Origin of the sequence: Ureaplasma sp. ES3154-GEN, assembly GCF_025780075.1 — a bacterium.
Taxonomy (GTDB): Bacteria; Bacillota_I; Bacilli_A; order Mycoplasmatales; family Mycoplasmoidaceae; genus Ureaplasma.
In genome coordinates, this window is the sequence record NZ_JAOXHM010000005.1 from 62,654 (window position 1) to 78,113 (window position 15,460).

Sequence of the window (15,460 nt, forward strand, 5' to 3'; positions counted from 1 at the left end):
TCCTAGTTGGCTTTGTCTTTCATATGTGGGAATAAAAGAACATTACGAATTGTATCATTTGATGTTAGCAACATCACCAACCGATCGATTCCGATCCCTAGTCCGCCTGTTGGTGGCATTCCATATTCAAGAGCATATAAAAATTCTTCATCCAATTCATTCGCTTCATCATTACCAAGATCTTTCTCAGCAATTTGTTTCATAAAACGAGAACGTTGGTCAAGCGGGTCATTTAACTCTGCATACGCATTTGCAAATTCTTTTTGACCAATAAATAATTCAAAACGTTCAGTAAAACGTGGATCATTTTTGTTTTTCTTTGTTAGAGGAGAAACATCAAGAGGATGACCATAAACAAATGTTGGTTGAATTAATTTTTCTTCAACAAATTTTTCAAAAAATAAATTAACAATATGACCATAAGTTTGCTGGTGTTTTTCATATTTTACTTCATATTTATCAGCTAACGCCAATGCCTGCTCATCTGTTTCAATATCATAAAAATTAACACCTACATGTTCATTAATTAAATCAACCATGTGTTTTTTTGCAAACGGTTGATTTAAATCAATATCAAAACCACGGAATGTAATGTTTTTGATTTTTAAAACTTGAACAAGATGTTTAAACAAGTTTTCAGTTAAATCCATAATATAATTTAAATCTTCGTATGCGGCATACAACTCGAGTGAAGTGAATTCAGGATTGTGCGTACTATCCATTCCTTCATTACGGAAAATACGTCCAATTTCATAAACTTTTTCAAAACCACCAATAATGCATTTCTTTAAAGCAATTTCAGTAGCAATTCGTAAATAATAATTTTTCGCTAGCGTGTTGTGGAACGTAACAAAAGGTTTTGCAGCAGCTCCTCCCAAAATATCATTTAGTACAGGAGTCTCGACTTCAAAGTAGTTGTCTTGATCTAAAAAATTACGGATTGCTCGAATAATTTTTGAACGAAGAATAAATGTTTGCTTGGAATTATCATTCATAATCAAATCTAAATAACGATGACGTGCTTTGATTTCTTCATCCACTAAACCGTGGTATTTTTCTGGTAAAACATTTAAACATTTACTAATTAAAATAATGTTTGTCACATTTAATGTTAATTCTTGAGTATTAGTCTTCATTGGTGTTCCATGAACCTCAATAAAATCACCGTTATCAAGATCGTTGAATAATGCAAAAACTTCAGCACTAACTTGTTTTTTATTCACATATATTTGAAACTTACCGTCAAAATCAGCCACAATTCCGAATGTTCGTCGGACATTCATTAATCGACCAGCAAGAACAACTTCTGTTAATTCTAAATCATGTAACTCTTCTTTGCTATATTGATCAAACTTTTGCATAAACGTTTGTGAATTATGCGTACGTGCAACTTTAGTAATTATAAAGGGATCTTGGTTATTAGTCTGTAACGCATTCAATTTATTACGCCGATTAATTTCTTGATCACTTAATTTTCTTTCCATAAAATATACCTTCTTTGTTGATTATGAGCGAAATAAAAAGCATCAGTGATACTGGGTGCTCAATATAATTATTATATAAAAAATACATCCTCAATGGTTTTGAGAATGTATTAAGTGGATTATCCCCGTAAGTTTAAATCTTTTAATAAATTACGGTAAGCTGTAATGTCTTTACGTTGTAAATAGGCTAATAAACGTTTACGTTGTGCAACTTTCATATATAGTCCACGTTTTGAAATCTTATCTTTCTTGTTTGCGACCATATGTGTTGTTAGTGAAGCGATTTCAGCTGTTAAAATAGCAATTTGAACTTCTGTTTTTCCCGTATTCGTTTCAGAACCACCAAATTTAATTGCTAATTCTTTTTTTGTTTTTTTACTAACTGCCATGTTAATAATTTCTCCTTCAAATCATAAAAAAATAAACCTTTTACAATGTTAAATTTGGAGAGAATTTAACAAAGTAAAGGCAAAAATACATACTATATATTATATGTTAAAATTAGTGGTTTGTAAATAAACAATCCTAAACTTATGATTAATGATTACTATTTTTAAACTTACTAAAAGCGTCTGCTGCTGCTTTTTGTTCTGCTTCTTTACGGTTTTGACCTTTACCAATTCCGTATACAAGTCCATCTCATAATAAATGTACCTCTTTTACTGGTTCATCGGTGCTAATTAACCGGTACTGGATGGAAGCCATGGAGTTTTTTTGTACTGCTTCTTGGAAAATGGTCTTATAATCTTTTTGTAAATTTACATTTCCTGTTAAAAAATAAGAAATCAATGTTTGGTCAATAATTCGACTAACTTTTTTAATTCCTTGATCTTGAGCAACTGCTCCAATAAATGCTTCAAAAACATCTTCATAAATCTTATCCATATTGGCTGTACTTTTGAATTCACTACCGTTTCCGACCATAATAAGTCGGTCTAAACCTAAATTTTGAGCCGCTTTCGCTAGCGTTTCACGCCGAACAAGTTTTGAACGCAGACGTGTCATCTCTCCTTCGTTAAGTTTTTTGTTAGTGTCTTTATTTACATAACTAAAAACAAAATTAGTGACAACTCACTGAATACAAGCATCACCCAAAAACTCTAATCGTTGATAGTCATGTTGTAATTGTTGTTCGTTAGCATAAGATTTGTGGGTTAATGCTTCTAAGTAAATGCTTAACGTTTTTGGTTCTATTTTTAAACGTTTTAGAAATTGTAAAATTTTTAAAGAATTATTTTTGTTGCTTGTCATAAAAAAGTTTTAATTGGTTGTTAATTTCATCAAGGGCATTATTTTTAATGTTGTCATATAACATTGCAAGCGAAGAACCAAATTGTTCTCGATCAGCTGATCCATGTGTTTTAACTAAAATGCTTTTTGCACCTAAAACAAATGCACCTGCATTATGTCGGTAATCAAACTTCTGTTTCATTTTTTTAAAAATCGGTAACGAAAACAAAGCAGCTAGGAAAAAACGTTTCTTTTTATATTCTTTTTTTAAATAACCACTAATACTTTTTGCCGTTCCTTCAATTGTTTTTAAAACCAAATTACCACTAAAACCATCTGTGATAATAATATCAGCTGGGTATTCTAAAATATTTTTAGGTTCAATAAAACCCTGGTAATTTAAACCCAATTCCTGCATATGGTTTTTCATTAAAGAATTGGTTTTTTTTGTTAGATCATTCCCTTTAACATCCTCACTAGCGATGTTTAAGGTTTTAATAACTGGGTTTGTGACCCTTTTTTTGGCGATAACATTAGCCATAATTGCAAAATTCATCAAATCATATTCATCCACATCTATCGCCGCACCAACATCTAACATGTTTAAACCAATACCGTTTAAAGTTGGTATGAATGGCATAAAAGCAGGTTTTTTAACATTATCTAATAAACCAATAATCGTATATGCATAATAGACAAAAACTGCTGAATTTGCAGCGGAAAGCAATCCTTGATATTCATTGTTAGTTTTCAATTCATTAAAAGCTAATGCTAAGGATGAATTTCGTTTATGTCGAATACTAAAAACACTATCATCTTGACTAATATATTCAGGGGTATCAATAATCATAAATTCATTTTCACTATTTAGAAGTGGTTTGATTAAATTTGCATCACCTACCAATGTAATACTTACATCTCGATGTTTCTTAACAAATAAACGAGCCGCTTCAATTGCATGTGACAGTGGGTTTTCATAGCCCATAACATCAAAAAGAATCTTATACATAATATCCTTAATTTTTACTGAATTCCTATATAATAATCATACATTTTTTGATCTGTTTCGATCACTTCACATAACATATTATGTTGCTGAGTCAAATAATCTTGAAGTCGATCAATATCTTCTTGTTGAGCGTTAACGCCAGCATAAACATAACAAATTTCAGGGTGCTTACAACGATCAATAAGAATATTAATCGTTTGAACAATATTTTTGTATGAATCATTACTCGCACTAATAATTTTTTTGTTAATAATTCCAATGAAATCGTTTTTCTTAACTTGCAAATTTTCTAGTGTCACATTTTTAATTGAGCGTGAAATTTTTGCAGAGTGCACTTTTTTGAAACCTTTAATCATATCTTTTGCATTTTTAGTAGCAGGGTTGCGCTCGTCAAAGAACGAAACAGCAACTAATGCTTCAAAAACGTTACGCGCAGGAATAATAAAACAATTAATATTTTGTTCAGCAACAATTTTACCCGCTTGATCAGCTGCCATTATGTAATTTGAATCATCAGTAATGATAAATACATTTTTGGAATTTGATTTAATAATTAAATCAACATAATCTTGAATTGAAGGGATGTTATTAGTTTCAGTTACAATGATATGTTCAAGTCCGAAGTCCGTTACAAATAGTGATTTAAATTTTGGCGACGGAACACTCACAATAATTTGTTGGTTGTGTTCAAACTCTGTACTATTTTTCTTTTCTAACGGGATTCCTTTTTGTTTTAAGGTTTCATAAAATTGATTTGTCATATTCTCGATTTTAATTTTGTCAAATTCCCCGTATTTTTGAGAAATTTGTAATAACTTATGGGGTGTTAACGTATGAATATGAACTTTAACATAGTTATCATCCTGTACTAAAACTAAACTGTCACCAATTTGTTCTAATTCATTACGGTAGTTTGGCAAATTAAAATTACGTTTATTGGGGGCATCGGGAATAATTTTATGATTTAATGTCATCACAATTTCGCTACAATAGCCAAATGATTCATCATTAGTATGTTGAACAGCGGTTTCCACTTTTTTTGTGTTTGTTTTTTTATAGTTATCTCACTTATCATTCGTTTCTGCCAGCGCTTTTTCATCTAAAATTGATAACATTCCTTTTAAAAAAGTCAATAAACCATAGGCCCCAGAATCAACAACATTTGCTTCTTTTAAAGACTCTAACATTTCAGTTGTTTGAGTAACGATATCGGATGAAATACGAACAATTTCATCAAAAAAGAAGATAACATCGTCATATTGTGTTTTGTTCATTTCTTCCGCTAAAATTCGAATGACTGTTAACATCGTTCCTTCAATGGGGTTGCTAACAGAGTCGTACGCTTTTTTAGCAGCTAATTCTAAACCTTTTTGTAATGTAGTTATTTCTATTTCAATATTATCGACCTTTAAAGCATCTAAAAAACCACGAAAAATTTGAGAAAAAATCACACCCGAATTCCCTCGGGCGTTCATCAACAAGCCTTTTGCATAAGCGTTTGCAAATTCGGCAAAATTTAAACTTTCATCTTGCACATATTCTAATGCTCCACTAGTAGTTGTTTTCATGTTGGAACCTGTATCGCCATCTGGAACAGGGAAAACGTTTAATTCGTTAATATAAACATATTCTTGTGCTAGTGCCTTTGTTCCTGCAAATATCATTTTTCGGAACAAATTAATTGATATTTTTTTCATTAAAATCATTCTCAAATCTTTTTCTATTATTCCTAAAAAAACATTATTTTCCTCATAAATTCAGAACTTAGGAATTATAATAAACATTTATATATTATAAGTTTTAAGATATAAAAACTACACTAGATTTTAAATTATTAAGAATAAAATTCGATTTATTACCAAAAATTATAGATTTTTAGTATAATTAATAAAGTATTTTGCACATCCGTATGATGCAAATAATTTTTAATAAAGGAGATCAATATGGCACGAAGAGACCAGTTAACAAATAAAAAAGCAATGTCTGGAAACACTAGATCACATGCAATGAACCACTCACGTCGTCGTTGAAATCTTAACTTACAATATGTAACCATTAAAACTGATAATGGTGGTACTCAAAGAGTTAAAGTTTCGGCAAAGACTATGAAAACTTTGCGTAAACACAATATGTTAGCGTAATTGATCAAAAATTCATTTTTATAAATAAAAAACCTTGGATAAATCCAAGGTTTTTGTTTTTTTATTTTTTGTTTTGTTCGTAATCGTCAATAATTGCTATTCTATTAATATGACGTCCGCCAGCGAACGAAGCTTCAAGATAACTTTTTAACATTTTTTTAATTTCATCAACTGAATGTTCACGAACACCCAATGCAATGATATTTGCTTTGTTGTGTTCTTTTGCAAGAGTCGCAGAACTATCATTATAAGCAACAGCGGCTCTTACCCCAGGAACTTTATTGGCAGCGATACTCATCCCAATTCCTGTACCACATAATAAAATACCTTCCCCTTGTTCATCTTGGGCTACAGCTTCTCCAACCTCAATTGCATATTTTGAATAATCTACTCGACCATCTTCAGTTTTTGCACCTAAATCAACAACTTCGTAGCCCAATGAATTAAGATAATTAATAATTTCATCTTTCACTTCGTAAACAGCGTGATCATTTCCAAAATAAATACGTTTTTTTGACATAGTTATTTCGTCCCAAAAATTCGATCACCTGCATCACCAAGACCAGGTGTAATGTATCCGTTTTCATTTAATTTTTCATCTAATGCACCCGCATAAACATCAACATCAGGATGACTTGCCTGAACGTTTTTTAAACCTTCTGGAGATGCAACAATACAAATGAACTTAATTGATTTTGGATTGTATTTTTTAATAATATTAACTGCTGCAATGACTGAACCGCCGGTTGCTAACATTGGATCAAGAATGATCACATCTGATTCACTAATGTTATGAGGGAATTTTTTAAAATATTCAACCGGTTTCAATGTTTCTTCATTACGATATAGTCCAATATGACCTATCGTTGCAGTTGGAATTAAATTCTTAACACCATCTACCATTCCGATCCCAGCCCGTAAAATTGGCACTAAACAAATTTTGTTTTTTAATTTAAACCCTGTGGCGCCATCCACAACAGGTGTGTCGATTAAAATATTATTTAAAGTTAAATCTTTCGTCGCTTCATAAACCATTAATTGCGTTAATTCTTCAAGATTTGTTCGAAAAACTGTTGATACAGTTTCCTTTTTGCGCATTCTTGTTAGTTTATCTTTGATTAAAGGGTGGTCAATGATTTTGTACACAATATAATCCTCTTTTTCTGTTTCTTATTATTATAATTCAAAGTATTTTAAACCGAGAAAGAGATTAAAAAAAGTTAGCATTAATCTGCTAACTTTGGTTTTTAAAGTGTTACCACACATAAAAAGATTATGCTATTGCTGCTGGATCTCTCCCCTGACAAGATACGCCACTTAATATTGTGATAACCTATATATTATAAACTAAATTAGTTGTTTTTGTAAATAACTAGGAAGTAGTGTTTTTTTCCTTTTCTGATTAGTAGGTATTTATTATATAAATACGAACTAATATCGAAAATATGGTTTTCATCAATAATTTTTACATCGTTAATTGTAATTGATTGGTTATTAATTAATTCACGCGCAACGCGTTTGCTACTAGCGATGTTTGCGCTAATTAAAACATCAACTAAACTTAAATTAGATTTGGAAATATAAGTAGTATCTAGGTTTTTGACACCCATTTCCAACTCTGCCAAAGTTAAAGTAGTAATCTTACTATTGAATAAAGCATTTGTAATTTTAATTGCTTGTTCAAGTTTCTCGCTTCCATGAATGTCACGAACAACTGTTTCCGCTAATTTCTTTTGAGCAAAACGTAAGTGTTTTTGCGTGTCGTGTTGTTGCATAATAGCATCAATTTCATTAATGGATAACAGCGTTAATGATTTTAATAACTTTGCGACATCTTCATCAGCTTGGTTAAATAAAAATTGATACATTTCATAAACAGATGTATACTTTTCTGACAAGAAAATTGCACCTTTTTCTGATTTACCAAATTTTTTACCATCTTTATTAACTAGTAAATTAATTGTTAAACCACAGGCTAAATTGTCATCGCCAAAAATTTTACGAATCATTTCAATTCCTGTCGTAATATTTCCTCACTGGTCAGAACCGCCAGCTTGGATCGCAACATTATGGTTTTGGTATAATTGTCAGAAATCATAACCCTGCAAAAGGTTGTAAGAAAATTCAGTATATGATAAACCAGTACTCAAACGTGATGCGATAATGTCTTTTTCAAGTAAATAGTTTATGTTAATAATTTTCCCAACATCTCGTAAAAAATCTAAAAAATTCATTTGCGCATAAAAGTCAAAATTGTTAATTACCTTACTTTTTGCATATGTTTCTAATTGACTTGTAATTGCTGCTATATTTTTAATTAATGTCTCCTTGTCTAATAAATTCCGTTCTTTATTTTTTCCGCTCGGATCACCAATCATCCCAGTTGCTCCACCAATAACTGCAACCGTTGGAAAACCTGCTTGATGGAAACGACGCAATAACATAATCATAATGTAATTACCTAAATGCAACGAATCAAACGAAGGGTCAAAACCAACATAAACCCCTTTATTAATACTTATTGCTTTTATTATTTTTTCTTCGTTAGTAATGTTATTAATTAAACCACGTGCTTGTAAATCAGTAATAATATTTGACATTATATAACCTAGTTTTCTTCATTTATGTAACAAGAGATTTTACTTCCAAAGACTATGAAAGTAAAACCCTACATTATAATATAATATAATTTAATATTAGTATTATACAACAATATGATATACGGAGATGTCGTTATGAGTGAACAAACACCAATTAAACTCAAAGAGAAAACAAAACAATTATCTAAACGTGCACAAAAAAAACAACTTTTTTCAAGTTTAGATAAAAATGAAAAAAAAGCTTTAAAAAAACGGATTACCGAAATCAAAAAAGCAAACAAACCGCATAAGGGTAGTATTGACATCGCAATGCATGATGATGAAAATGTAATTGAATTGCGTAATGTTAATAAGACGTTTGAAAACTCATTAGTGATTTATGAAGCCTTAAAAGACATTAACATCAACATTAAACAAGGTGACTTTGTCATCATTCTTGGGCCTAGTGGATCAGGGAAAACAACATTAATGAATATTATGTCTGGTTTAGATCGAGCAACAAGTGGTGATGTACGAGTTTGTAACAAAGCATTAATCAATATGAACGAGTCACAATTAACAAAGTTTCGCAAAGATAAAATTGGTTTTGTGTTCCAACAATATGGTTTATTAAATCTTTTAACTGTTATTGATAATGTTCGTATGGGTGCCGATTTGCAAAGCGATAAAAAATTGCGAATCGATCCTTTAAAAGCGCTCGAAGGCGTTGGAATGTTGGATTACCAAAATAAATATCCAAATGAACTTTCTGGTGGTCAGCAACAACGGGTTTCAATCGCTCGTGTCCTCGCAAAAAACCCCACAATTATTTTTGGTGATGAACCAACCGGGGCAGTTGACGAAACGATGTCAAAAATGATTTTAAATCGTTTTGTTGAAGTTAACAAGGAACTTAAAACTACAATTATTATCGTAACACATAACCCAATTTTCGCAGATCTAGGAACATTAGTTATTAAAGTTAAAGATGGTCATATTCACGAATTAATTCGAAATGATAATCCGAAAACTGTCGAAGAACTAAAATGAGATGCGTAAGAAAAGAGAAGATTAAATGAACATATTTGCTCAAATTTCACCCAAAAACCGGATTTTAAACCAAGCTAATATCATTGCAAATGATGTTTTAAAATTAGAACAAGTTTTTGCTGCAAAATCAGATCAAGATTTAAAAAACTTATCAGACGAAATCATTGCATACCTACAAGAAAATAATCCTCTCGATGACCGCCTTGTTGAAGCATTAGCATTAATTCGTGAAGTTATTTATCGTGTCCACGGAAAATATGCTTATAAAGTTCAGCTAATCGGAGCAATTATTGTTTATTTCGGAGATTTTGCAGAAATGATGACAGGAGAAGGTAAAACTCTAACTCTTGTTTTAGTTGGTTATTTAAACGCTCTTTATAAAAAGGGTGTGCATATGATTACTGTTAATGAATATCTTGTCAAGGTGGGTGCAGATTTCTGTACCCCTGTTTTTAGTTTTTTAAATATGTCAGTTGGTACTAATCTTGCTAGTATGAGTGAATTTGAAAAACGTATTAATTACAACTGTGATATTACTTATACAACTAACTCAGAGTTAGGTTTTGATTACTTACGCGATAATATGGTGACTAATTACGATAACAAAGTCCAACGTGGCCTACACTTTGCAATTATTGATGAGGGGGATTCTGTGCTCATTGATGAAGCGCGAACTCCGTTAATCATTTCAGGAGAGCCGCAGGATGAGGTATCAAACTATGTAAAAGCGGATAAATTTGTCAAGTCATTAACATCTGATGATTACCTTGTTGATCCTGAATCACAATCCGTTACCTTAAGTGTTTATGGAATTAAAAAGGCAGAAGAATATTTTAAAGTTGATAATTATTTTAATATTGAAAACTCAGATAATATTCATAAGGTAAACAATGCTTTACGCGCAAATTACACTTTCAGTAATGGTCGGGAATATATCGTTAAAAAAGACGAAAATGGTGAAGACATAATTGCTTTAGTTGACCAATCAACAGGTCGGATTATGGATGGACGGAGTTATTCAGCAGGATTACAGCAAGCTATTCAAGCTAAGGAATATATTAGCATTGAGCCTGAAAATCTAACTGTGGCTACAATTACTTACCAATCATTATTCCGTTTGTACAAAAAACTAGCTGCTGTTTCTGGAACTGCAATTACTGAAGCAGAAGAGTTTTTAAATATCTACAATATGGTTGTTGTAAGTATACCAACAAATAAGCCGATTCAGCGAATTGACCATCCTGATTATATTTTTGATAATAAACGTACCAAATGAAAATATGTAATTGCTGATGTGATGCGTCGTCACGAAAAAGGACAGCCGATTTTAATCGGTACAGCATCAGTTGAAGACTCAGAAATTTTGCACCAATTATTAACTAAAGTTAACATCCCACATGAAGTCTTGAATGCCAAAAACCACGCTCGTGAATCAGAAATTGTAGCTCGTGCTGGTGAATTTAAGGCAGTAACCATCGCTACTAATATGGCCGGGCGAGGAACGGATATTAAAATTAGTCCGGAATCATTAGCAGCAGGAGGGCTATGTGTTATTGGTACAGAACGTGCTGATTCACGTCGAATTGACAACCAACTACGTGGTCGAGCTGGCCGACAAGGAGACGTGGGTGAGTCCCGTTTTTTCATCTCAATGGAAGACACATTGTTTTCACGTTTTGCAACTGATTCTTTAAACAAGGCAGATGAGGAATTTTCTGAAGATGTGACATCAACAAAGTTCTTTACTCGTTTATTAAACAACACGCAAAAACGAGTAGAATCATTAAACTATGATACTCGAAAAAATTTAATTGACTATGATAGTGTTCTAAGTAATCAACGCGAATTAATTTATAAGCAACGAGATGCGATTTTGATGTCTAAAAACAATAAACCACTATTTTATCGAATGCTAGATATTATTGTTGATGATTTGGTTTATCAAGCTCGTAATATTCCTAACAACGATATCATCGACCCTGCTAAATTAGTTTCATTAACTGCCGATGAGATCCTTGTTAACCACCGATTAGACGTAAATAACTATATTGGAAAGAATTACAACGCAATAAAGAAGCAACTAAAGGATGATTTAGTATCATATTTTGATCAAAAAGAGCAAAATATGACACCTGAAGTTTTCCATCGTGATCTAAATACTTTAATGATTTCCATAATTGATAGCAAATGAACAAAACATTTGGATATCACTCAAAAAGTTCGAGAAGGTGTCAACTTACGAGCTTATGAACAAAAAGTTCCATTAAACATTTATATTCAAGATACAGATAAATTATTTGAAGAACTCAAACACGAAGTTGCTTGATTAACAGTTAAAGGTGCTGGTAAATGAAATTACGCTTTTGATAATGATGATACAATGTTAGATCAATTTGCACTAGATTTATCACAAATTAACAATGTCTAATTCCCCAATTTTTCAATTAGTTTCTAAACACCAACCCGCAGGAGACCAACAACAAGCAATTCAGACAATGGTAAATAACATTGTTCATAAAAATATTAAACGTCAAGTGTTATTGGGCGCAACAGGAACTGGAAAAACTTTTAGTGTCGCAAATGTGATTGCGCAAACACAGATGAAAACGCTAGTGCTTGCACACAATAAAACTCTTGCTGCACAACTTTATACCGAATTAAAAGAGTTATTCCCAAACAACAAAGTTGAATATTTTATTTCCTACTTTGATTACTACCAACCTGAAGCCTATAAACCTAATACAGATACTTACATCGAAAAAGACGCGATTACCAACCAAGAAATTGAACGAATGCGTTTATCTACAATTAATTCTCTTGCAACAAGTGATGACGTCATTGTTGTCGCCAGTGTAGCTTGTATCTATGCTTCCGTTTCCACAGCAGAATTTATTAAACACCATATTTATTTGCAAGTAAATCAAACACTTAGTTTAAGTGATTTCAAAAAGAAATTAATCTTATTGGGTTACGAACGAACGGCCAATGATTTATTACCCGGAACCTTTAAAATCAAAGGCGAAATTATTGAGTTAATGTTTGGTTATACTGATAATTACAAAATTCAAATTATTTTAGATATTGACAGAATTGAAGTAATTAATTTTCTTGAACCTTTAACTAATAAAACAATCAGTACTCATCAAGAGCTATATATTTATGCAGCAACAGAATATATTTTTAATGAAGCTAAACTTGATATTGCAATTAAAAATATTCGTTCAGAACTTGCCGAAAGAATTACTTATTTTAACAAAGAAAATAAACTCCTTGAAGCACAACGAATTGAACAACGAACTAATCAAGATATTGAAGCCATTTTAGAATTCGGCTATTGTTCTGGAGTTGAAAATTATTACCGGCACCTCGAACATCGCGAACCAAAACAAACGCCCTGAACAATTTTTGATTTCTTTAGTTTTAAAAATGAGCCATGATTAATGATTATTGATGAATCACACAATACACTACCCCAAATAAAAGGGATGCACAATACCGACCGTTCTCGTAAACAAACATTAGTTGATTATGGTTTCCGTTTACCATCTGCTCTTGATAATCGACCATTAAACTATCAAGAATTTAACGCTGCATTAGATAATGTTATTTATGTCTCTGCAACACCTAATGATGAAGAGGTGGAATTATCTAACAATGTTATTGTTAGTCAAATTGTTCGACCAACTGGTCTAGTTGATCCAAGTATCGAAATTCGGCCAACCCAATATCAAATTGATGATTTAATCAAGGAATTAAATATTTTACGTTCAAAAAATGAACGTGCCTTTATCAATGTAATGACCATTAAAATGGCTGAAGAACTATCTAGTTATTTAAATAACACCGATATTAAATCCGCTTTTTTACATAATGAATTAAAAACCCTTGAGCGTACGTATATTATTAACCGAATGCGGGCAGGAATTTTTGATTGTATTGTTGGTATTAATCTATTGCGAGAAGGAATTGATGCCCCTGAAGTCTCTACAGTTTTTATTTTCGATGCAGATAAGCCAGGATTTTTCCGAAGTGATAAATCTTTAATCCAAATTATTGGACGTGCAGCACGAAATGCAAACGGAAAAGTCATTATGTATGCCGATACCATGACAAATGCTATGCAAACAGCAATTGATGAAACTAATCGGCGTCGCGACATTCAGATAAAATACAATGAAATTCATAACATTACTCCCCAAACAATTATTAAACCAATTCCTTTTGATTTAACCGAAAAAAATGAATACAAAAAATATACTATTGATACAAAAAACAAAAATGATAAGGATGTTAGAAAACAAATTAAAGATCTAAAAAAACAAATGCAAGAAGCAGCAAACAACCAAGAGTATGAACTTGCTGCTTATTTACGTGATTTAATTTTTGAAATTCAAGCAAATTACAAATTAAATGAAGCAAATTAGTGATAGATTATATATTTTCAATTCTTATTTATAATATGGCAATCATTAAAGATTATGCTAGGGATAACTTTTAATAGTTTATAATTAAAATTGTGAACTTGACGAATAACAAAGTAAAGGATGATACAAATATGGAATTTAAATCAGTTATTAAAAACAAACAACCAATTGAATGAAAGCATACAATTGAAATCGAAGAACTACGTGTTGATCCAAAAATGCTTGAAATGCACAAGGAAAGGGTAAACCAAGTTTTTGCCAAAGAATCAGAAGAGAAAAAAGCTCAACAAATTCATAATATCGTTGTTCGGGAAAACGCATTCAACGCTGCTATGGATTACTTAGTAAATTTTTATGATGTAGAGTTCAGCAGTGAGGATATCGATTTATTAGGTCCCAAAATTAAGCATGTTTATGGTGATGAAATCGATAAAACAAAACTAGAAGAAATTTTAAAGAAAATCATTTATCGTGGACTGATTTTCAAAGACTTACAAACTAGTTTAGGAATCAAAGTAGATGATAAAGAATTAAACAAAATTCTTGAAAATTATTACGAACAATCGAACCAATCAATTCGTAATTTTAAATCAAACCAAGCACAATACGAGGCGGCACGTGAAACTTTATTAGAAGAAAAAACAATTGCAGAAATCATCGGTCGATTCACAATTGATACAAGTAAATACGAAAAACGACTGCGTGACTCATTAGCAGACAAAATGGAACTAGATCAACAAATTGAAGCAATCAAAAATGGTGAAGCAAAGGATTCTAAATAATTAATCACAAGTGACATCAGTGCAAAGCATTGATGTCACTTTTGCGTTTTGTTATATATTTTAATTTATACTAATCATATAAGGAGGTTTTGTGACTAGTAAATCATATATTTTACGCTATATTTTATTTAAAATTGCTAATAACGATTACCCTTTAAACACATCTATTCCTAGCGAACATAACCTCGCTCATTATTTATCCGCCTCCCGCATTACTATTCATAATGCACTAGAAAAACTGAAAAGTAACAACATCCTAAAATCGATTAAAGGAAGTGGTTATTATGTAGATATGACCTTGGATGCTTATTTGCATTCTCCATTAGCTTATATTTACAAAGATATTGATCACATCAAAATTAATATCATTGATGATGCGAGTATTCAAATTGATAATCACTGTTTTAATTATTGTTACCAAATCATTTTCTATCAGCGGAGCAATATTCTTGCAATTCATTATTTATGATCAAAAAAGACATTAGATTTGTTAATTAAACCAGAAAATATTAACATTTCTAAAGCACTTATTCATTCCGGAATTAATGATTTTTTTAACATTCAAACCGTCATTGCTGATCAAATAATCAACCCTTTTCTTTCTTTAAAGGAGAAGTTAAATGATGGTTTAAAAAATTATTTAGTTTTGGTTAATAAATATTTTAATAGTAATGATGAAGTTGAATTATTGTCACTTACTAAAATCAAGAAAAACAAATTTCTCTATAATGCTCACAAGAGTACTACATCTTAATTTAAGA

14 protein-coding genes and 1 other RNA gene are annotated in these 15,460 nt (G+C 31.3%); 6 read left to right on the forward strand and 9 right to left on the reverse strand.

From position 1 onward, the window contains the following. Nucleotides 1-2 precede the first annotated feature (2 nt). From lysS to OF377_RS02590, 5 genes are all read right to left on the reverse strand, one after another. Nucleotides 3-1,484 carry a lysine--tRNA ligase gene (lysS, locus tag OF377_RS02570; protein ID WP_263836326.1) on the reverse strand — a complete coding sequence of 494 codons (1,482 nt, stop codon included), beginning with the start codon at nucleotides 1,482-1,484 and terminating at the stop codon, nucleotides 3-5. A gap of 119 nt (nucleotides 1,485-1,603) precedes the next feature. Then, nucleotides 1,604-1,873, reverse strand: a complete 270-nt coding sequence (gene rpsO, locus OF377_RS02575) for a 30S ribosomal protein S15 (protein WP_263836327.1) — start codon at nucleotides 1,871-1,873, stop codon at nucleotides 1,604-1,606. 148 nt (nucleotides 1,874-2,021) lie between these two features. Beyond that, nucleotides 2,022-2,735 (reverse strand): ribonuclease III, encoded by a 714-nt coding sequence (gene rnc, locus OF377_RS02580; protein WP_263836328.1) that lies wholly within the window; start codon nucleotides 2,733-2,735, stop codon nucleotides 2,022-2,024. Then, the gene (plsX, locus tag OF377_RS02585; RefSeq protein ID WP_263836329.1) at nucleotides 2,716-3,723 is read right to left on the reverse strand and encodes a phosphate acyltransferase PlsX; all 1,008 of its coding nucleotides are present in this window, start codon (nucleotides 3,721-3,723) and stop codon (nucleotides 2,716-2,718) included. Before plsX ends, rnc begins: the two co-directional genes overlap by 20 nt. Nucleotides 3,724-3,737: 14 nt before the next feature. After that, nucleotides 3,738-5,387 (reverse strand): DAK2 domain-containing protein, encoded by a 1,650-nt coding sequence (locus tag OF377_RS02590; RefSeq protein WP_443080797.1) that lies wholly within the window; start codon nucleotides 5,385-5,387, stop codon nucleotides 3,738-3,740. Nucleotides 5,388-5,666: 279 nt separating this feature from the next. Between OF377_RS02590 and rpmB the strand changes: the two genes are divergently transcribed. Beyond that, nucleotides 5,667-5,864, forward strand: a complete 198-nt coding sequence (gene rpmB / locus OF377_RS02595; protein ID WP_263836331.1) for a 50S ribosomal protein L28 — start codon at nucleotides 5,667-5,669, stop codon at nucleotides 5,862-5,864. A 61-nt stretch (nucleotides 5,865-5,925) separates the two neighbouring features. Here rpmB and rpiB read toward each other — a convergent pair whose 3' ends face one another. The 4 genes from rpiB to tyrS form a co-directional block, all read right to left on the reverse strand. Continuing rightward, nucleotides 5,926-6,384 carry a ribose 5-phosphate isomerase B gene (gene rpiB / locus OF377_RS02600; protein ID WP_263836332.1) on the reverse strand — a complete coding sequence of 153 codons (459 nt, stop codon included), beginning with the start codon at nucleotides 6,382-6,384 and terminating at the stop codon, nucleotides 5,926-5,928. A gap of 2 nt (nucleotides 6,385-6,386) precedes the next feature. Continuing rightward, nucleotides 6,387-7,010: a uracil phosphoribosyltransferase gene (gene upp, locus OF377_RS02605; RefSeq protein ID WP_318032049.1), complete on the reverse strand. Its 624-nt coding sequence runs from the start codon at nucleotides 7,008-7,010 to the stop codon at nucleotides 6,387-6,389. A gap of 98 nt (nucleotides 7,011-7,108) precedes the next feature. Next, nucleotides 7,109-7,202: signal recognition particle sRNA small type (ffs, locus tag OF377_RS02610), an RNA gene on the reverse strand. Between the two features lie 14 nt (nucleotides 7,203-7,216). Next, nucleotides 7,217-8,464, reverse strand: coding sequence for a tyrosine--tRNA ligase (gene tyrS, locus OF377_RS02615; RefSeq protein ID WP_263836333.1), 1,248 nt, complete (start codon nucleotides 8,462-8,464; stop codon nucleotides 7,217-7,219). Nucleotides 8,465-8,599: 135 nt separating this feature from the next. On the opposite strand from tyrS, the gene OF377_RS02620 reads away from it, so the two are divergent. The 5 genes from OF377_RS02620 to OF377_RS02640 all read left to right on the forward strand — a co-directional run bounded on the left by OF377_RS02620 (nucleotide 8,600) and on the right by OF377_RS02640 (nucleotide 15,453). Beyond that, entirely contained in the window at nucleotides 8,600-9,502 is a 903-nt protein-coding gene (locus tag OF377_RS02620; RefSeq protein WP_263836334.1) for an ABC transporter ATP-binding protein, read from the forward strand. Between the two features lie 16 nt (nucleotides 9,503-9,518). Beyond that, nucleotides 9,519-11,921 (forward strand): preprotein translocase subunit SecA, encoded by a 2,403-nt coding sequence (gene secA, locus OF377_RS02625; protein WP_318032050.1) that lies wholly within the window; start codon nucleotides 9,519-9,521, stop codon nucleotides 11,919-11,921. Beyond that, entirely contained in the window at nucleotides 11,914-13,917 is a 2,004-nt protein-coding gene (gene uvrB, locus OF377_RS02630; RefSeq protein ID WP_263836335.1) for an excinuclease ABC subunit UvrB, read from the forward strand. The genes secA and uvrB overlap by 8 nt, the downstream gene beginning before the upstream one ends. A gap of 131 nt (nucleotides 13,918-14,048) precedes the next feature. Further along, nucleotides 14,049-14,699, forward strand: a complete 651-nt coding sequence (locus OF377_RS02635) for an MPN555 family protein chaperone (protein ID WP_263836336.1) — start codon at nucleotides 14,049-14,051, stop codon at nucleotides 14,697-14,699. A gap of 91 nt (nucleotides 14,700-14,790) precedes the next feature. Beyond that, nucleotides 14,791-15,453, forward strand: a complete 663-nt coding sequence (locus OF377_RS02640; protein ID WP_263836337.1) for a GntR family transcriptional regulator — start codon at nucleotides 14,791-14,793, stop codon at nucleotides 15,451-15,453. Nucleotides 15,454-15,460 lie beyond the last annotated feature (7 nt).